Source organism: Tateyamaria sp. 7Alg 36 (genome assembly GCF_059882455.1).
This window is the reverse complement of record NZ_CM187613.1, coordinates 3,429,338-3,447,381: the sequence shown is the minus strand read 5'-3', so window position 1 is coordinate 3,447,381 and position 18,044 is coordinate 3,429,338. Positions and strand designations below refer to the sequence as shown.

15 protein-coding genes are annotated in these 18,044 nt (G+C 62.0%); 5 read left to right on the top strand and 10 right to left on the bottom strand.

All coding sequences use genetic code 11. The annotated features are described in order from the left end of the window. The first annotated feature begins 1 nt into the window (after position 1). The 3 genes from AC6GQJ_RS16775 (at position 2) to AC6GQJ_RS16765 (ending at position 2,714) form a co-directional block, all read left to right on the top strand. Positions 2-1,660: an FAD-binding dehydrogenase gene (locus tag AC6GQJ_RS16775; protein ID WP_500770325.1), complete on the top strand. Its 1,659-nt coding sequence runs from the start codon at positions 2-4 to the stop codon at positions 1,658-1,660. Positions 1,661-1,867: 207 nt separating this feature from the next. Beyond that, complete coding sequence (locus AC6GQJ_RS16770; protein WP_500770323.1) at positions 1,868-2,236, top strand: serine hydrolase; 369 nt, start codon at positions 1,868-1,870, stop codon at positions 2,234-2,236. Beyond that, entirely contained in the window at positions 2,163-2,714 is a 552-nt protein-coding gene (locus AC6GQJ_RS16765; protein ID WP_500770321.1) for a serine hydrolase, read from the top strand. The genes AC6GQJ_RS16770 and AC6GQJ_RS16765 overlap by 74 nt, the downstream gene beginning before the upstream one ends. A gap of 430 nt (positions 2,715-3,144) precedes the next feature. On the opposite strand, the gene AC6GQJ_RS16760 is transcribed toward AC6GQJ_RS16765, so the two are convergent. From AC6GQJ_RS16760 to mgtE, 6 genes are all read right to left on the bottom strand, one after another. Beyond that, positions 3,145-5,922: a methyl-accepting chemotaxis protein gene (locus tag AC6GQJ_RS16760; RefSeq protein WP_500770319.1), complete on the bottom strand. Its 2,778-nt coding sequence runs from the start codon at positions 5,920-5,922 to the stop codon at positions 3,145-3,147. Between the two features lie 91 nt (positions 5,923-6,013). After that, the gene (locus AC6GQJ_RS16755) at positions 6,014-7,168 is read right to left on the bottom strand and encodes an ABC transporter substrate-binding protein (protein WP_500770317.1); all 1,155 of its coding nucleotides are present in this window, start codon (positions 7,166-7,168) and stop codon (positions 6,014-6,016) included. Between the two features lie 118 nt (positions 7,169-7,286). Continuing rightward, positions 7,287-9,065: an SLC13 family permease gene (locus tag AC6GQJ_RS16750; protein WP_500770315.1), complete on the bottom strand. Its 1,779-nt coding sequence runs from the start codon at positions 9,063-9,065 to the stop codon at positions 7,287-7,289. Positions 9,066-9,284: 219 nt separating this feature from the next. Then, positions 9,285-10,094 (bottom strand): TIGR00282 family metallophosphoesterase, encoded by an 810-nt coding sequence (locus AC6GQJ_RS16745; protein ID WP_500770313.1) that lies wholly within the window; start codon positions 10,092-10,094, stop codon positions 9,285-9,287. Between the two features lie 76 nt (positions 10,095-10,170). Beyond that, positions 10,171-10,725 (bottom strand): 5-formyltetrahydrofolate cyclo-ligase, encoded by a 555-nt coding sequence (locus AC6GQJ_RS16740; RefSeq protein ID WP_500770311.1) that lies wholly within the window; start codon positions 10,723-10,725, stop codon positions 10,171-10,173. Between the two features lie 73 nt (positions 10,726-10,798). Beyond that, complete coding sequence (gene mgtE / locus AC6GQJ_RS16735) at positions 10,799-12,193, bottom strand: magnesium transporter (protein ID WP_500770309.1); 1,395 nt, start codon at positions 12,191-12,193, stop codon at positions 10,799-10,801. Between the two features lie 115 nt (positions 12,194-12,308). On the opposite strand from mgtE, the gene guaD reads away from it, so the two are divergent. After that, positions 12,309-13,610 (top strand): guanine deaminase, encoded by a 1,302-nt coding sequence (gene guaD, locus AC6GQJ_RS16730; protein WP_500770307.1) that lies wholly within the window; start codon positions 12,309-12,311, stop codon positions 13,608-13,610. Here guaD and AC6GQJ_RS16725 read toward each other — a convergent pair. The 4 genes from AC6GQJ_RS16725 to AC6GQJ_RS16710 all read right to left on the bottom strand — a co-directional run bounded on the left by AC6GQJ_RS16725 (position 13,607) and on the right by AC6GQJ_RS16710 (position 17,558). Then, entirely contained in the window at positions 13,607-14,947 is a 1,341-nt protein-coding gene (locus tag AC6GQJ_RS16725) for an 8-oxoguanine deaminase (protein WP_500770305.1), read from the bottom strand. The genes guaD and AC6GQJ_RS16725 overlap by 4 nt on opposite strands. Then, a complete protein-coding gene (gene hisN / locus AC6GQJ_RS16720) occupies positions 14,944-15,738 on the bottom strand; it encodes a histidinol-phosphatase (protein ID WP_500770303.1) in 795 nt (264 codons plus the stop codon). Before hisN ends, AC6GQJ_RS16725 begins: the two co-directional genes overlap by 4 nt. Before the next feature lie 106 nt (positions 15,739-15,844). Further along, positions 15,845-16,228, bottom strand: coding sequence for a helix-turn-helix domain-containing protein (locus tag AC6GQJ_RS16715; RefSeq protein ID WP_500770301.1), 384 nt, complete (start codon positions 16,226-16,228; stop codon positions 15,845-15,847). Between the two features lie 445 nt (positions 16,229-16,673). Next, positions 16,674-17,558: a LysR family transcriptional regulator gene (locus AC6GQJ_RS16710; protein ID WP_500770299.1), complete on the bottom strand. Its 885-nt coding sequence runs from the start codon at positions 17,556-17,558 to the stop codon at positions 16,674-16,676. A 128-nt stretch (positions 17,559-17,686) separates the two neighbouring features. Between AC6GQJ_RS16710 and AC6GQJ_RS16705 the strand changes: the two genes are divergently transcribed. Beyond that, positions 17,687-17,905: a YjiS-like domain-containing protein gene (locus AC6GQJ_RS16705; RefSeq protein WP_500770297.1), complete on the top strand. Its 219-nt coding sequence runs from the start codon at positions 17,687-17,689 to the stop codon at positions 17,903-17,905. Positions 17,906-18,044: the final 139 nt, after the last annotated feature.

The window sequence follows — 18,044 nt, the reverse complement described above, 5'->3', positions numbered from 1 at the left end:
AATGGATCAAGCCGACGTCATCATCGTAGGCGCGGGCCTGTCGGGCCTTGCCGCCGCCGCCGAACTCGGGGATCGCGGCAAACGGGTCATCATCGTCGATCAGGAACCGCGCAGCTTTCTGGGCGGTCAGGCGTTCTGGAGCCTTGGTGGGCTGTTCATGATCGACACGCCCGAACAACGCCGGATGGGCATCCGCGACAGCCGCGAACTTGCGCTGAACGACTGGATGGGCAGCGCGCAGTTCGACCGCGACGTGGATGCATGGCCGCGCAAATGGGCCGAAGCCTATATCGACTTTGCCGCGACCGATATGCGCCCGTGGCTGCACGAGATGGGCCTGCGCTGGTTCCCGATTGTGGGCTGGGCCGAACGCGGCGGCGGCTTTGCTGACGGGCATGGCAATTCGGTGCCGCGTTTTCACCTCACATGGGGCACGGGGCCGGGCATCATCGAACATTTCGTGCGCCGCTGCCTTGCCCACGAACAGGCCGGATTGCTGTCGTTCAAATTCCGCCATCAGGTCGACCGGATCGAGATGGAGAACAACGCGGCCAAAGGCATCAGTGGCACGATACTGGCCGAGGATACCGCCCAGAGAGGCCAGAAAACCAATCGCGACGCTGTGGGTGATTTCACCCTGCGTGCGGCCTCGGTCATCGTGACCTCGGGCGGGATCGGCGGCAATTTCGACATGGTGCGCAAGGTCTGGCCGACCGACCGCCTTGGCCCCGCGCCCAAAAACATGATCGCAGGCGTGCCCGCCCATGTGGACGGGCGCATGATCGCCATCAGCGAGGCGGCGGGCGGCCATGTCATTAACGGTGACCGCATGTGGCACTATACCGAAGGGGTGCGGAACTGGGATCCGATCTGGCCCGCCCACGGCATCCGCATCCTGCCCGGGCCGTCCTCTCTGTGGTTTGACGCGCGCGGCAACCGCTTTGCCCCGCCCGCCATGCCTGGTTTCGACAGCATGGGCACCCTGCGCGACATCCTGAAAACCGGCTATGATTACAGCTGGTTCGTGCTGACCCAGAAGGTCATCAAAAAGGAATTCGCCCTGTCCGGTTCGGAACAGAACCCCGATCTGACGTCCAAGAAATGGGCCGAAGTCATCCGCCAGCGCGTCCTTTCCGGCAAGAAGGCGACCGCGCCCGTCGAGGCGTTTAAAGAACATGGCGAGGATTTCGTCGTGGCCGATGACTTGACCGCATTGGTCGCAGGCATGAACCGCATCACCGGCGACAACCTGATCAACGAGGACCACCTGCGCGCCCAGATCACCGCCCGCGATGCGCAAATCGACAACCCGTTCTCCAAAGATGCCCAGATGATGGCCATCCACGCGGCGCGCAACTATCGCGGCGACCGCCTGTTGCGCACAGCCAAGCCGCACAAGTTCCTCGACCCTGCCAACGGGCCGCTGATTGCCGTGCGTTTGCATGTGCTGACGCGCAAGACATTGGGCGGGCTGCAAACCAACCTCGACAGCCAAATGATCGGTGCCGATGGTACCCCTGTGCCTGGCCTGTTCGCTGCGGGCGAGGTCGCAGGCTTTGGCGGCGGCGGCTATCACGGGTACAACGCGCTTGAGGGCACGTTCTTAGGCGGGTGCATCTTTTCGGGCCGCAACGCAGGGCGCAGTGAGGCGATTGCCTGAGCCGTGTCGCGTTGGGGCGATGAGCCATGAGCCATGAGCACCAGTTGTTCGCCCCGCTGGCGTGACTACCGTAAATCCGGCGCGGTCCAGTACATCGCTGTTTCGGACTGATGGAGCCCCGTCACGCGATCCGGTTTTTCCTGTCGCTGACCAGCCCAGCGCGCTATCCGTACCCGCATCTGCAATTTCCGACACACAGGCCTTGCCATGGTGTTCCTTCGACGAGCGGCTTTTATCGTCGCGCTACTCCTGCCCTTCTCTGTCTGCGCCGCCGACCTGAGCCGGACCATCGACCGGCTTGAACGCAACCTCGGCGCGCGCATCGGCGTGGCCATCCACCACAGCGCCACGAATGAAACATGGACCCACCGCGCGGACGAGCGGTTCCCCATGAACAGCACGGTCAAAGTGCTGGTCTGCGCCGCCGCACTCGCGCAGGACGATTTGGCCCTTACCGACCTTTTTGCGCATCCGCGCCGAACATGTCGTCGGCCACGCCCCCGTGACGCAATCGCGTGTCGGAGAGCACATGACAGTCGCCGACCTCTGCTTTGCCGCGATCGACCAAAGCGATAACGGCGCCACCAACCTGTTGTTCGACGCCCTTGGTGGGCCTGCGCAGGTGACTACGTTCCTGCGTCGCATCGGTGATGACACGACCCGATCAGACAGAACCGAGCCTGAATTAAACAGGTTTGCCCGAGGCGACCCGCGCGACACCACCACCCCCGCCGCCATGGTGCGAACGCTCGAAACCTTGCTGATCGGCAACGCTCTGTCACCTCAACACCAACAACTGCTCACCGCCTATATGCGTCCGGGAAGCTGGACCGGCACTTTGATCCGCCCGTCTGTCCCCGAGGGTTGGGCCGTGGCCGACAAATCCGGCAGCGGCAAAAACAGCCGCACCCTGATCGCAATGCTGACCCCACCAAGCAAAGAACCAATCTTCGTCAGCCTGTCGATCTCCGACACAAACGCAGATTTCGCCACGCGCAGCGCCGCATTGGCGCAGTTGGGGGCGGCAGTGATGGACCAGCTGGTGGAGCACTGATCCAGTAAACAACATATGGTGTTTCACTGGGTTTAGAACATCCGCCTCATACGCGTCCTACGCGGCGCAGGTTTTTTGGATGTTAGCAGCATACAACCACCGAAAAGCGGATGGAGTTGGGAGCACAAACCGTCAGCTAAATCCTCCGCTCCACATCGTCATTCGTCGTCACGATAAGATCCAGAATTAGCGCGCCGAGACCGTCGTTGATCTGTAATTATGTCCCTTTCTACGTGGGTCATAAAGCTACATGCCAAGAACGCAGCTTCCATCCCGCTTACCGGAAATTCTCGGCAAAACTCCCGCAGCACGGAAATTCGATAGCCTCCTATTCACTTCGGAATGGATAGAGTCCGCTACCACCTAGCTAAATGTTTTTAACGCCCCCATAAACAACGGAACCTATTCGGCCTCCCGCACCCTCCGCTACTTAAGCGGCCACCGAACCATTATCCTCCTCCGTCTGCCAATCACTGGTCACAGCGTCGACTCGGAAGCCCGCTACAATCTGGGCAAGTTTGGACGCCTCTTCGGTCAACAACTGGTTAGAAGCAGTCGTCTCTTCGAACATGGCCGCGTTCTGCTGGGTAGAACGGTCAAGATGCTCCACGGCGATGTTAATTTCACTGATGCCGGTTGATTGCTCATGCGCCGACGCGGCAATTTCGGACACGTTTTTCGCCACATCATTGATGCCACTGATGATCGTGCCAAGCGCTTGGCGCGTTTCGTCCATGAGCGACGCGCCCTCCCGCACGTGGGAGGCAGAGTCGGTGATCAAGCCATTGATCTGCGTTGCGGCTTCGGAACATCGCAGCGCGAGGCCTCGGACTTCGGAGGCGACAACGGCAAATCCTCTGCCCGCTTCGCCCGCGCGCGCGGCTTCCACGCCCGCATTCAGCGCCAACAGGTTGGTCTGGAAGGATATCGCATCGATCACTTCAACAATCTTCGTGATTTCTTTGGAAGACCCTTCGATCTTGTCCATGGCCAGCACCGCGTTTTCCATCACGGCGCGGCTGGCTTCGGCGTCTTTCTGGACGGTTCCCACCGTCGACGACGCGGCAGATGCGCCTTTGGCGGCGGAAGACACACTGCGCGTCAGTTCACTCAACGCGACAGAGGTTTCTTCGAGCGTCGCCGCCGCAGCCTCTGTCCGGCGCGACAGGTCAATGGACGATGCGGCGATCTCTGCACTACTTGAATCGATTGTGCTGGAACTGTCACCGATCTTGCGCACCAGTTCGGCCAGAATGTCGATAGCGGCGTTATAATCCATGCGCAAAGTCCGGTAATCCGCTGGAAAGTCCGCAGAAATGCGGTGGGTAAAGTCGCCATCGGACAAACGCTGCAAGCTGGTGGCGATTTCATTCACAACCAGTTCCTGCTCTGCCGCGCGCTCTTTTCGCTCTGCCTCGACCGCGGCGCGTTCTTGTTCTTTGCGCGCGCGCTCTTGTTCCTCGCGCAGACGGTCCTGTTCGGCGCGCTTTGCCTCGGCGGCGCGGGATTGTTCTTCGGCGGCGCGTTTTGCCTCATCGGCCTTGCGCTCGGCCTCCAGCGTTGCAGCCTCCCGCTCTTTCTCCTGTTCCTGCAACTTGATCCGCTCAAGCGCGCCATGGCGGAAGACCTGCAGCGCATCCACAAGACGGCCCAGTTCCCCTTTGTAGGTGCTAACCCCTTCGATCTCATTCAGATCACCTTCGGCAAGGCGGGCGGTAATCGCCGTGACGCGGTTGAGCGGACGCGTGATCATGATCCAGATCAACAGCGGCGCCAACGCGACGATTGCCACGCTGATCCACCCGATTTGCTGAACCCAAAGCCGTGCCTGCGCGACCTCGGCATTCAAGGCGGCTGACGTGGCGCCGATCTGCGTTCTGGAGGCGTCGGCAATGTCACTCGCCATGGCACCGATACTTTTCACCACCTCCGTTGCGCGTTGCGTCGCCATCATGGCCTTGGTCTGGGCGTCAAAAGCGGCAGCGCGGGTGGCCATGATACCTGTGTCGGGGGCCGCGAATGCCAGAAGGGCGTCGAGCCGTTCACTGATTTCGGGGCTGGCCGAGGCACTTGCTTTGGTGAGGTGCGTCGCCATAAGCGTCAGATCCTCACCCCGCAAGCCCAGTTCAACTGGATCACGGGCAAGTGCGACCTGCATGACAGAGGCAAAGAAATTCTTTGTGGCGACGTCGACGGCGGATTGCGTGCGGATGCGTTCAACCTGATCGTCCAGAAGGGATTGGATCGCTTCGGAATTGGCGGTTTTCGCGTCATCGCTGTTGATTACCAGCTCGAAATAGATGTCGTCCAGCGCGAGGGACAGGCCGGCATCCGCGTCCTGTCTTGAAGCCAAGACAGACTGGGCGGGCATCGCCCCAGTGTTGCTGTTCAAGGCGCGCATGAACACCTCGCGCGCCTCGTTGACCACCGCCGCAACTTCTTGCGTTGTCGGTGCCTCGGCCAGCACAAGCATCAACTCGGCCAAGCGATCATCGGCGGCCTGCCCCAGATCGCGCAGGATGCTTTTCATCGCGCTATCGCGGGTTTTGAGAACGCTGAAAGAGACGCCGGACAACAGGTTGATTTCGGATCGCACCGCCAGCGTTGCCTGATAAAGTGCAAAGTCGCGTTCGATCAGGTGGGTCAGCGTTTCATCTATGCGTGTAATCGTATCCTCACCGCCGATGGCCAGATCGAAATAGGCGTCATCGGCCGCTTCGGTCAGCAATTCCGCCGCCCGCACTGCAAGCTGTTGCGCATGCTCGACCGAGGCCGCGACCCCGGCGGCACTGGCAAACTCTTCAGAGCGTGCCTTGGCCAGATTGGCCAGTGAATTCCGGACATCCTGAAACTGGTCGCTGAGGGCGGAGGCTTCTTCCCCGTTTGCCTCAAATTGCGCGGAGATTGTCGCAGCATGGTCAATGACCACGCGCGTTTCGCGGTTGATCTCTTCGATCTGCTCGGGCGTTTCGGCGATCAGCAGGTCGGCAAGGATGCCGTGCAAACGCTCTGTCACCTTGATGACATTTGCACTGCGGTTCAGTTCGGGCATCCGTTCTTTCGACAGCACGGTCATATTGTCCGCAATCGACTGGAACACGAACCAGCTGACCACAATGGCCGCTGTGGTCATGGCCGCAAGCGCACCAAAGATAAGCGCCAACCGGACGAGGATCGATCCGAAAATATGTGAGAGGAGACCGCGCATTAAGACACCTGTTTCTGTAAAGCTGTTCGAAAACTTCTAGGAAGCCCGCCGTGAATGGTGCCCGCCCAAGACGGGCAGGCACCCGTCTTGTTCAGCTGCCACGCGGCACGGCGGTGAAGGAGCCGTCTGCCTCGATCCGCGTCAGGAACACGTCATCCGATCCCTGATTGTCACCAGGCCCGAAGTTGAGCACCATGCCCCCCAGATCGACCGTGCCAAGGCCCTGCATGGCCGCGATCAGGCTGGCGCGGGTCAGATCCTGCCCCGCATTGCGCAGCCCTTCGATGGCGAGCCGTCCGGCAACGTACCCTTCGAGAGAGACAAAGCTGGGTTCAGCCGCGGCATCCAGCGCAGACAGGGCCGCCTGATATTCGGCCACAATGGGCAGCGACGTATCCCACGGGCGCGGCACGACCTGACTGATGATCACCCCTTCGCCAGCAGTGCCAAGCTCGGACGCCAGCGCCTTGGACCCCACAAAGGAGATTGTTACAAAAGTCGGGTCCATCTTCATCTTGCGGGCAAGTTTGATGAATTCGGCCAACGGCTTATAGGCCCCCACCATCACAACCGCCTGCGGTTTGGCCTTGCGGATTTCAAGCAGCGCGGACTTCACTGCGACGGTGTTACGGGTATAGGTGCCTTCGGCGACAAGGGACATGCCGCGCGCCTCTAGCGCCTTGGTCACGCCCGACAGGCCAACGCGGCCAAAGCCGTCATCCTGATAGAGGATCGCGATATCGCTCAGCCCCTCCACATCCACCAGATGGTCGATCCACGCCTGCGTTTCCGCGTCATATGTGGCGCGCACGTTGATTACGTTGGTTAGTTCCGGCGCGCGCAAGAAACCGGCACCGGTAAAGGGCGCGATCATCGGCATCTGCGCCTCGGTCGCGATGGGCTGGATCGCCTTGGTGGTGGGCGTGCCCACTGGGCCGACAAGGGCCAGATAGTTGTCGCCCGCGATAACCTTGCGCACCTCGTTCACCGAACGGTCCGGTTCATAGCCGTCGTCGATACTGGTCAGGTTGATCTGACGCCCTGCGATACCGCCATTGCGGTTCGCCTCTTCAAAGGCGGCAAGCATCCCTTGCCGCATCCCCGTGCCTAAGGCCGCCGCGGGCCCCTCCATGGCGGCCACTTGGGCCAGATTGATGCTGTCATCGGTGACACCCTGCTGCGCCAGCAACGGCGTGGCGGCGCACAGCATGGCGATGCATGCGAATAGTCGTGTTTTCTGAATCATGATGGCTCTCCCGGATTCGGCTGGTAGGCCCACAAGAAACAGAGAGATGTTTAGAAAGGCTTTAAACGCGCTGACTTGCGCCAGACGCGTTTAACCTGATGTCCGTCGAAACAGTGGCCTATAGCGGCCAGATGAACGGGATCACAAAGGACGCAAGCAGCGCGACGCTGATGTTCAACGGAATGCCGATGCGCATGAAATCGCTGAACTTATACCCGCCCGGCCCGTAGACCAGCGTGTTCGTCTGATAGCCGATTGGCGTCGCAAAGGCGCAGGATGCGGCGATCATCACCGCGACCACCAAGGGGCGCGGATCCAGCCCCAAGGCAACGCCAAGCGAGATCGCCAGCGGCGTCATGATCACCGCAACCGCGTTGTTGGACACAATCTCGGTCAGGGTCGAGGTCATGAAGAACACCACCAGCACCACCAACGGCGCAGGCAACGCCGCCAGACCGGGTGCGACACCGTCCACAATCAACGAGATCGCGCCGGAATTCTGCAACCCTGCCCCCACAGCCAACATGCCGAAAATCAGCGCCAACAGCTGCCCGTCGACAAAGGAAAACGCCTCGTCCGCGTCGATACAGCCTGTGACCAGCACCAGCGCCACGGCCAGCACCGCCAGCAACAGGATCGGCGCCACGTTCAGCGCGGCCAGCACCACGATGCCCAGAAGGGCGGCAATGGCAATCGGCGCGTGCGAACGACGGAATGCGCGCGCCGAAGGTTGCGATACGTCCACCATCTCCATCTCCGAGGCGAGGCGCTGGATATCTTCCGGCGCCCCTTCCAACAGCAGCGTATCCCCGACCTTGACCACCAGCGTATCGAGCTGCCGCCCGATATTCTGGTTCCGCCGGTGCACCGCCAGCGGATAGACGCCATAGCGCCGCCGCAACCGCAGCGCACCAAGCGACCGGCCCACCATGCGACAACCGGGCGTGATCAGCACCTCGACCGTGGTGGTTTCCACCGCCGACACCTGATCGACGCGCTTGAGTTCTTTGTTGGCCTGAAGGCTCAGCAACTCGGTCATCTGCGTGCGCAGCACCACACGGTCCCCGACCTGAAGCTCGACCTTCTCGAGCTCGCGGCGCAGCGACATGTCCCCGCGCACCACGTCGATCAACCGCACGCCTTCGCGCTTGAACAATTGCACGCCGGTAACAGCGCGCCCGATCAGGTTGCTTTCGGGCGGGATCACCGCCTCGGTAAAAAATTTCATCTTCGAACGGTCCGACAGCATGTTCGCCATGCTGTCGCGATCCGGCAGAAGTTTGGGCGCGAAAAGCGTCATAAAGATCAAACCCCAGACGCAGACCACAAGGCCGATGGGCAGGATCTCGAAAATACCGAACGGTTCCAACCCCTGATTGCGCGCCACCCCGTCCACCAGCAGGTTGGTCGACGTCCCGATCAGCGTCAGCGACCCGCCCATGATTGCCGCGTAACTCAGCGGAATCAGCAGCTTAGACGCTTTGGAACCGAGCGTTTGGCTCAGCTGCACCATCACTGGGATCATCACGACCACAACCGGCGTGTTGTTCATGATCGCGGATCCGCCCATGACCGCCACGATAACGGCAGCGACGGCTGTCTTGGGGTGCGTCTTGGCATAGCGTTCGGCATATTTCGTCAGCACGTCCAGCGCGCCTGTGCGCACCAGCGCGCCCATCACGATGAACATCGCCGCAATCGTCCACGGGGCCGGATTGGACAGCACCGCCAGCGCATCGTCATAGGGCAGGATGCCAAAGGCGAGCATCAGCGCGGTGCCAACAATCGCCACAACTTCGGTCGAGAAAGTCTCGCGCACGAACAGGACGAACATGACCACAACCAGAACCAGCGCCAGAAGCGGACTGGCCAGCGGATAGGCGTCGAGAAAGGGCATAAGCGTCAAAGTCCTGAATACGCGCCTGAGTTCAGGGGGCAGTGTTGCCGATTGCGCCCGCCCCAGCAAGCGCCGCGTTGTCGCGCAGCGTCGCAAGATAACCGGCCGAGGGAAACTGCGCAAGCGTGGCCCAAATAACAGGCGCTCTGGCTGACTTGAACGACGGCCAACTGCACGCTTTCGCAGCAGCGCTCAGGCACGGTGCGGGTGTCATCGGTCTCACGGGCCGCTTTGTTGCAACGCCCCGCCATGCCGCACAGGCTCGATACGGGTGGCACGGCCCTTCGCGTCAGTTTCGATATAGACACCCGACAGGGTCGCAGGGCCAAGTGCGGGGGTAAAGCGCCCCTTGGGCATGCCGGTGATAAAGCGGCGCAGCGGTTCGTCCCGCTGCATGCCGATCACCGAATTGTAGTCGCCGCACATGCCCGCATCACTCAGATAGCCGCAGCCCTTGGACAGGATCATCGCATCCGATGTGGGCACATGGGTATGGGTGCCGACCATCAGGCTGGCCCGCCCGTCGCACCAATGCCCCATCGCCATCTTTTCGGATGTTGCCTCGCAGTGGAAATCGACGATGATCGCGTCTGCATCCCCGCCCAGCGGGTGAGTGCGGAACACAGTTTCCAGCGCCGAAAACGGATCGTCAAAGGGGCGCTTCATGAACACTTGCCCCAAGGCCTGCGTCACCAGCACACGTTTGCCGCCACGGGCGGTGAACATGCGCGCCCCTTTTCCGGGCGCGGTTTTGGAGAAGTTCAGCGGGCGGATGATGCGCGGCTCGCTCTCGATATATTGCAGCATGTCCTTCTGGTCGAACGCATGGTCGCCCAAGGTCACACAATCGGCCCCCGCCTCCAGCAACAGCTTGGCATGCGCGCCCGACAACCCCATGCCAGAGGTCGCGTTCTCGCCGTTGACTACGACAAAATCCAGATTCCACGCATCGCGCAAACGGGGCAAGGTGTCGGTGATCGCCTGACGGCCTGAACGGCCCATGACATCACCCAAAAACAGAATATTCATGGCGCCCTCCTTATGCCGCCGGACACAAGCGGGACAAGCCCCCGCAAGGGCCGTGACGTGACGAAGCGCGCACGCGTCACACTTCGATCACGGTGCTTTCGGTGACAATCATGTCCAAAGGCTGGTCCGTCGGCTCCAGCGGCAGGGCGTCGACCTCTTGCACATCATAGGCAAAGCCGATGGCCAGTGTCGGGCGGCGGTTGCGCAACTGTTCCAGCGTGCGGTCATAGAACCCGCCGCCATAGCCCAGCCGCCCGCCACTGCGGGTAAAGGCAACAAGCGGTACGATCACGATCTCTGGGTCAAGAAAATCGTCCACCACAGGCACACGCGCGCCAAAAACGCCCTCGCGCATCGCGCCGTCGGGGGTCCAGCGGGAAAACCGCAACGGCTGGCCCGATCCGAGGATCACAGGCACCGCCACGGGGCCATGGGCTGCCGCCTCGGCCATCGCAGGCACAGGGTCAATCTCGGACCGGATGGGCATGTAGCCCGACACTGGCACACCGCGATATCCCGCCAGAACCGAGGACAAGACCCCGCAGGCCCCGCCCCGATCCAGATCAAACGCCGCCTTGCGCCGCGCATAGGCCTGTTTGCGCAACTCGCTCTTTTGTGCCGCAATATCCATCACATGCCTCTCTTGGGGCCGGTGGGCGGGCGCATTCGACCGGAAGGGAGAACAGTGCCGCCCCGCCGCCCCGTCATAGCAGGACCAAAGCCGCAAGTCCGAGGAAGGCGAAGAAGCCGACCACATCCGTCACCGTGGTCACAAATGCCCCGGACGCCAGCGCCGGATCAATGCCAAAGCGGTTCAGCACCACCGGAATCACCGTGCCTGCAAATCCGGCCACCACCATGTTCACCACCATCGCCGCGCCAATCACATAGCCAAGCGCGGGCGAGCCGAACCAGATGATGCCGACTATTCCCATCACGACCGCAAAAACCACGCCGTTGATCAATCCCACCAGCACCTCGCGTCGGATAACCCGCCACACGTTCGCGCCGGTCAGGTCTTTGGTCGCCAGCGCGCGCACCGCAACGGTCAGCGATTGCGTCCCCGCATTGCCCCCCATGGACGCCACGATGGGCATCAGCACGGCAAGCGCCACGATCTGCGCGATCGCCATCTCGAATTGCGCAATCACCATCGACGCAAGGATCGACGTCACCAAGTTCACCGCCAGCCATGGCAGGCGGCGGCGGGTGGTGCCGGTCACATTATCCGACAGGGCCGATTCCTCACCCACACCGGCAAGGCGCAGGATGTCTTCCTCGTGTTCCTCGTCCAGAACGGCCATGGCGTCATCAATGGTGATCAGGCCGATCAGCCGCCCCTCGTCATCGACCACAGGGGCCGAGATCAGGTGATACTGGTTGAACGCATAGGCCACGTCGCTTTCCGCCTGCGTCGCGGGGATGACGCGGAACGTATCCTCTACCAGCGCAGTCAGTTTCACATCGCGGCGCGAGCGCATCAGCTTGCCCAGCGTCACATTCCCGATTGGGTGCATACGCGGGTCGACCAGCACCACGTGATAGAACTGGTCGGGCAGGTCTTCTTCGGATGCGGCACGCAAATGGTCGATGGTCTCGCCCACGCTCCAGTGCTCGGGGGCCATCACCACCTCGCGCTGCATCAGGCGGCCTGCGGAATACTCCGGAAAGGACATCGACTGTTCGACCATGGCGCGGTCGGCATCTTCCAGCGCGTCAAGAATGGTCTCTTGCTGGGCGTCGTCCAGATCCTCGATCAGGTCGACAACATCGTCGCTGTCGAGTTCACGCACCGCGTCCGCCAGAACATCCGGCTTCAGAACGGCGATGACTTCCTCGCGGATCGATTCGTCGAGTTCGGACAGGATTTCGCCGTCGAATTCCTGATCATACAGCCGGATCAGCCGCGCCCGATCAAAGGCGTTGATCTGTTCCAGAAGGTCCGCGATGTCTGCCGCGTGCAGCGGCTCCATCAGGGTGATCAGCTGTTCGCGGTCGTCGATATCCACCGCATAAAGGATCGCCGCGAGGTCTTTGCGCTCAAGCACATAGCCCTTCTCTTCGGTTTGCGGGTCCATGACATCTGTATCGTCCGACATAAGACCCCCTGATCGGTTGCGGCGTATTCGGGCAGACCATAGGGGGCGGCCTCGAAAGTGACAATGGCGGTCGATTTCACTTTGCGCCCCGCGCGCCGCAGCGGCATAAAGCGCTATGACATCCCGACATCTCCTCACCGGCCACGTGCTGCAGTATTCTGCCAATCCGTTCACCACGCCATGGGTCGACGCGGTGCGCATCGACTCCGACAGTGCCGTATTGATCGACGCGGGGCGCGTTGTGGCCATTGGCGCCGACGCGCTGGCGCTGGCCGGTCCCGACACCCCGCGCCACGATCACAGCGGCCGCCTGATCATGGCCGGCTTTGTGGACGCCCATGTGCATTACCCGCAGACCGCAATCATCGCCTCTTGGGGCAAGCGGCTGATCGACTGGCTGAACACCTATACCTTCCCCGAAGAAATGCGTCTGAGCGATCCGGCCTATGCCGACATGATCGCCAACCGCTACCTCGATCTTGCGCTCGACAACGGCACCACCACAGTGGCGAGCTTTTGCACCATCCATCCGCACAGCGTTGACGCAGTGTTCGAGGCCGCAGCGGCCCGCCATATGGCCGTGGTCGCGGGCAAGACCTGCATGGACCGCAACGCGCCCGACGGGCTGCGCGACACAGCTCAATCCGCCTACGACGACAGCAAGGCGCTGCTTGACCGCTGGCACGGCAACGGCCGCGCGGCCTATGCGATCACGCCGCGCTTCTCGCCCACCTCGACGCCAGAACAGTTGCACGCGCTCGGCGCGCTTTGGGCCGAGCGGCCCGATGTGCTGATGCAGACGCATCTGAGCGAACAGCTGGACGAAATCGAATGGGTCCGTGGCCTGTTTCCGGACGCACGCGACTACCTTGATACCTACGAAGCGTTCGGCCTGCTCGGGCCGCGCGGAGTCTACGGCCATGCCATCCACCTGATGCCGCGCGAAGTGGACCGCTTGCGCGATGTGGGTGCGGGCATGGTGCATTGCCCGACCTCGAACACCTTTATCGGCTCGGGCCTGTTCGACCTGATCGGATTGGCCAGCAGCGCGCAGACCGTGGGCCTCGCGACCGACACAGGCGGCGGGTCGTCCTTTTCGATGCTGCGCACCATGGCAGCGGCCTACGAAGTGTCACAGTTGCGCGGCCAGCCCGTGCATGCGGCGCAACTGCTTTGGCTCGCCACCGCAGGCTCTGCCGCTGTACTGCATCGCGGGGACGAGATCGGCACATTGGCACAGGGCCGCGCCGCCGATATCTGCGTGCTCGACCTCGCCTCGACCCCTGCCATCGCCCAGCGCAGCGCGCAGGCCGAGGATATCTGGGATCAGGTTTTTGCCACGGTGATGATGGGCGATGACCGCGCTGTGGCGCAGGTCTGGGTGAACGGCATCTGCCAGCGCGGCGCGGCGGCTTAGGCCGCGTCGATCAGCCCCTGCACCAGCCTGTTCTGACGCGCCACTGCCGCGCCCAGATCAAAGGTCGTGACATGCCCGTCGCGCACCACCTGCCGCCCCTGCACAAACAGGTCACGCACCGTGGTCGGCCCCGCCAGCAGCAGCGCCGCAGGATCCCAACTGCCTGCCGAAGCCACGCCGGACACATCCCAGATCGCCAGATCGGCGCGCGTGCCCACGGCCAAGCGGCCACATTCGGGCCGTCCCAGCACATCCGCCCCGCCCCGCGTCGCAATTTCAAGCGCTTCCATCGCGGGCATCGCATCGGCCCCATTGGCGACACGCTGCAACAACATGGCCTGTCGCGCCTCGGCCACCAGATTGCCCGCATCATTGCTGGCCGATCCGTCCACCCCAAGGCCCACGGATACGCCCGCATCCCGCATCGCACGCACCGGCGCGATGCCCGATCCCAGACGGCAGTTGGAGCACGGACAATGCGCCACCCCCGTGCCGGTCTGCGCGAACAGCGCAATCTCGGACGCGTCCAGCTTTACGCAATGGGCATGCCACACATCCGGTCCGACCCAGCCAAGCTCTTGCGCGTATTGACCGGGGCGACAGCCGAACTGCGACAGGGAATAGGCGATGTCCTCGTCATTCTCGGCCAGATGGGTGTGCATCATCACGCCCTTGTCCCGCGCCAGCACCGCCGCCTCGCGCATCAAGGTGCGGCTGACCGAGAACGGCGAACAGGGCGCAACGCCGACACGGCACATCGCGCTTTCGGAACTGTCATGAAACGCGTCGATCACGCGCACGCAATCCTCAAGGATCGCGGCCTCGCCCTCGACCAGCGTGTCGGGCGGCAACCCGCCATCGCTAACGCCAATGCTCATCGCCCCACGCGTGGCGTGAAACCGCAGCCCGACCTCCGCCGCAGCGGCAATCGTGTCGTCGAGCCGAGAACCGTTGGGGTAAAGATACAGTTGGTCCGAAGTCATGGTGCAGCCGGACAGGGCCAGTTCCGCCAGCCCGATCTGCGCAGAGACGAACATATGGTCGGGACCAAACCGCGCCCAGATCGGGTAGAGCGTTTGCAACCAGCCAAACAGCAGCGCGTCCTGCGCCGCAGGCACCGCACGGGTCAGCGTTTGGTACAGGTGGTGATGGGTGTTCACCAATCCGGGGGTCACGACACAGCCCGCTGCGTCCACGACCTCGCCCTCGGTGTGCAGGCCATGGCCAACCTCGGCCACCGCCCCGTCGCGCAGCAGGATATCCGCGCCGCGCAGCACACGGCGGTCGTCATCCATTGTGACCAGATGGTCGGCGCGCCGGATCAGCACTTCGTTCATGACTGGCCCCGCAGGATCTCCAATGCGGCGCTGTGGATCTGCGCGTTTGCTGCCGCCACGGCGCGCCCGCCATTGTGGACGGGGCCGCCCTCCCAATCCGTGACGATGCCGCCTGCGGCCTCGATCAGCGCGATGGGGGCCTGAATGTCGTAGTTGTTCAACCCCGCCTCGATCACCAGATCGACCTGTCCGGCGGCAACCAGCCCGTAGGCGTAACAATCCATGCCGTAACGCACCAGTTTTACCTGCGCGGCCACGGCCTCGAATGCGGCGCGGTCATCCGGCGTTCCGACCTCGGGGAAAGTGGTAAACAACACCGCCTCCGACAGCGGGCGCGCAGCACGGGTGGTGATGGTCTGGGTGCCATGCGGCCCCTCAAGCACCGCCTGCCCCGCCGCCCCGACAAAACGCTCACCGATATAGGGCTGGTCGATCATGCCAAGGATCGGGCCGCTCTCAGGCCCCACGGCGATCAGCACCCCCCAAGTCGGCGTGCCCGACACAAAGCCCCGCGTGCCGTCAATCGGGTCCAGCACCCAAGTAAGGCCGCTGGTCCCTGCGGTAACGCCGAACTCCTCGCCCAAGATCGCGTCGTCAGGGCGCATCTCGGCCAGCACGGCGCGCATCGCCTGTTCGGCGGCGCGGTCGGCAACTGTCACAGGGTCATAGCCCGTCGACAGCTTGTTGTCGTCGGCAAGGTCCGGCGTGCGGAAATAAGGCAGGATCGCAGCGCGTGCGGCATCGGCCAGCGCATGGGCAACCTGCGTCAATCGGGGTATATCGTGGTCCATGAAAACGGCGTGCCAGACCCCTGCTGACAATGCAAGAGGGCCTGCGCCACCCGCTGACGTGCACGGGGGCACACGGCCCCCCGCACGCGGTGTTCGCGCAGATCGCCTAGGCGACGTCGCTAAGTACGCGGGCCAGTTCGAACAGGCGGCGGCGCTGGTTTTCGGGAATGGCGTAATAGGTGCGCACCAGTTCCATCGCTTCTTTGTCGCCCATCATGTCGGGCACGGCAACGGCCGCGGATGCACCATGTTCGGCACCCGTTTCGTCGCGCCCTTCGATACCTTCAAAAAAGTACGCCACCGGCACACCCATCGCCTCGCCGATATCCCAAAGCCGCGACGCGCTAACACGGTTCGCTCCGGTCTCATATTTCTGGATCTGCTGGAACTTGATACCAACAAGATCGGCCAACTTTTGCTGTGTCATACCGACCAGCCAACGCCGTTGCCGGATGCGTTTGCCGACATGCACGTCTACTTGATGCGCCATCTTGTAACTCCGCTTTTTATTTACTTACGGTGCGGGCGGTACACAAAAATGCACCGCCCGCACCGTCGGACCGTTAACATCCGAAGTTGTTTACTAGATTACTCAACATTCGGTGAATTCACAACTCAAACCGGAAATCGCACCGTCGTCCAGCGGTGTCGATACTACCCCTTCGTATAGGTCCGCGCGTGCAAAGATGTGAACGATATCAGTTTGTTGAGAGGTCATCTATTTGTATACAGCTCCACCCGCACGCCGTTTCTCGCGATCTAACAATACGTTACCTTACGAACACGTCAACTCAACCCTGAGGCGAAGGCAATATTGTTTCCAAAGCAAGTTCGGAAAATGACGCGCGAAAAAATGCGCGTTAAATGGCGAAAATCTGCCAATAGCCTGTGCACCTGCTCGTGAAGCCGGCAGAATCACCCACACATCGAACCGGTCAGACCCGCGCCACCGCGCGCAGTTGCACCGTCTCGGGCGCGCGGAAGGCGCGGCGCAACATCGCAAGCAACGCGTCATGCACCTCGTTCGTGCCCCGTGTCGCGCCATAAAGGTTGATCCGGTGCGCGGGCAGCGCGGGCAATGCGCCGCCATGGTCGATGCGGTCCAGATGTGGCGGTTCGGTCCCTTCGATCATGGTATGCACGGCCAGATCGGCGCTGACTGTCGCTTCGATCGTGCGGTCGCTTTCGGTCTCGACAACCACGTCCCACGGGATGCCCGCCTCGTCCAAATGCTCCACCACACGGGGGCGAAATGTACACATTCGCCCGAAGGCGAGCTTGAGCGGACGCTGTCGCCAGGCCGAGCCACCAGGCGCGCCAACCCAGCACAGCGGCTTGACGGCCAACTCCTCCCCGCCGGTATCCAGCCCTGTTTCCGTGGTCAGGATGATGTCGAACGCGCCCTTGGCAAATTCGGCTTTCAGCCGCCGTGTGAACGAACTATCCAATTGGACCTTCACGCGCGGAAAAGCGGCGTGGAACTGTTTCAGAACCTGCGGGATCGCCGGATAGACGATGTCGTGGGGCACGCCCAAGGTGATCTCGCCCTCATAGGCCTGATCGGTCAGCCGCGTGATCACCTCGTCATTCAGCGCCACCATGCGGCGGGCATAGACCAACAACTGCTCGCCCGAGGCGGTCAGCGCAATGGTGCGCCCCGACCGGTCGAGCAATTCAAGGCCCAGCAACTCTTCAAGACGCTTCATCTGCATCGACACCGCCGACTGGGTTAGATGCAGGAAACCGGCAGCGCGCGTGACCCCGCCGCTTTCGGCCACGGCCACGAAAGAGCGCAATGTGGTGACGTCCAGATTTCTCATATCACTATCCTTGATGCACGATCGAACAAACATTCGTTTTTCAAATGTGCCATAACAAACCATATGCATCAACAGAATTGATACGAACCGCTTCATGCATCACGTTTACCCAAGAAGGAGACAGACCGATGGCCCTTATCGATATCAACAGCTGCAACAACGCCCTGACCGTCGCCCCTGCGTCCCGCCGTTTTTCCCTGACGACGGCCCTGAACGTGTGGCGCACCCGCCGCGCACTGGCCCGCCTTGACGCGGACGCACTGGCCGACATCGGCGTCAGCGCCAAATGCGCCGCCAAAGAAGCCGCAAAACCGATCTGGGACGTGCCCGCCAACTGGCGCCGCTAAGCCTTTGATACCAAAGAACGCACAAGATTGACCCGTTCGCGTAACGCATTGGTCAAACTTGTGCGACTTGGCACCGGAACATCCGGCGAAAACCCTTGAAAGAGTGACCTAACACCCCGATATTAGAGGCAATGCGGGC

What these genes read in the sequence shown, in the direction of transcription:
- AC6GQJ_RS16775 (WP_500770325.1), top strand. Translation starts at nt 2, where the DNA reads ATGGATCAAGCCGACGTCATCATCGTAGGCGCGGGCCTGTCGGGCCTT.
- AC6GQJ_RS16770 (WP_500770323.1), top strand. Translation starts at nt 1,868, where the DNA reads ATGGTGTTCCTTCGACGAGCGGCTTTTATCGTCGCGCTACTCCTGCCC.
- AC6GQJ_RS16760 (WP_500770319.1), bottom strand. Translation starts at nt 5,922, where the DNA reads ATGCGCGGTCTCCTCTCACATATTTTCGGATCGATCCTCGTCCGGTTG.
- AC6GQJ_RS16755 (WP_500770317.1), bottom strand. Translation starts at nt 7,168, where the DNA reads ATGATTCAGAAAACACGACTATTCGCATGCATCGCCATGCTGTGCGCC.
- AC6GQJ_RS16750 (WP_500770315.1), bottom strand. Translation starts at nt 9,065, where the DNA reads ATGCCCTTTCTCGACGCCTATCCGCTGGCCAGTCCGCTTCTGGCGCTG.
- AC6GQJ_RS16745 (WP_500770313.1), bottom strand. Translation starts at nt 10,094, where the DNA reads ATGAATATTCTGTTTTTGGGTGATGTCATGGGCCGTTCAGGCCGTCAG.
- AC6GQJ_RS16740 (WP_500770311.1), bottom strand. Translation starts at nt 10,725, where the DNA reads ATGGATATTGCGGCACAAAAGAGCGAGTTGCGCAAACAGGCCTATGCG.
- mgtE (WP_500770309.1), bottom strand. Translation starts at nt 12,193, where the DNA reads ATGTCGGACGATACAGATGTCATGGACCCGCAAACCGAAGAGAAGGGC.
- guaD (WP_500770307.1), top strand. Translation starts at nt 12,309, where the DNA reads ATGACATCCCGACATCTCCTCACCGGCCACGTGCTGCAGTATTCTGCC.
- AC6GQJ_RS16725 (WP_500770305.1), bottom strand. Translation starts at nt 14,947, where the DNA reads ATGAACGAAGTGCTGATCCGGCGCGCCGACCATCTGGTCACAATGGAT.
- hisN (WP_500770303.1), bottom strand. Translation starts at nt 15,738, where the DNA reads ATGGACCACGATATACCCCGATTGACGCAGGTTGCCCATGCGCTGGCC.
- AC6GQJ_RS16715 (WP_500770301.1), bottom strand. Translation starts at nt 16,228, where the DNA reads ATGGCGCATCAAGTAGACGTGCATGTCGGCAAACGCATCCGGCAACGG.
- AC6GQJ_RS16710 (WP_500770299.1), bottom strand. Translation starts at nt 17,558, where the DNA reads ATGAGAAATCTGGACGTCACCACATTGCGCTCTTTCGTGGCCGTGGCC.
- AC6GQJ_RS16705 (WP_500770297.1), top strand. Translation starts at nt 17,687, where the DNA reads ATGGCCCTTATCGATATCAACAGCTGCAACAACGCCCTGACCGTCGCC.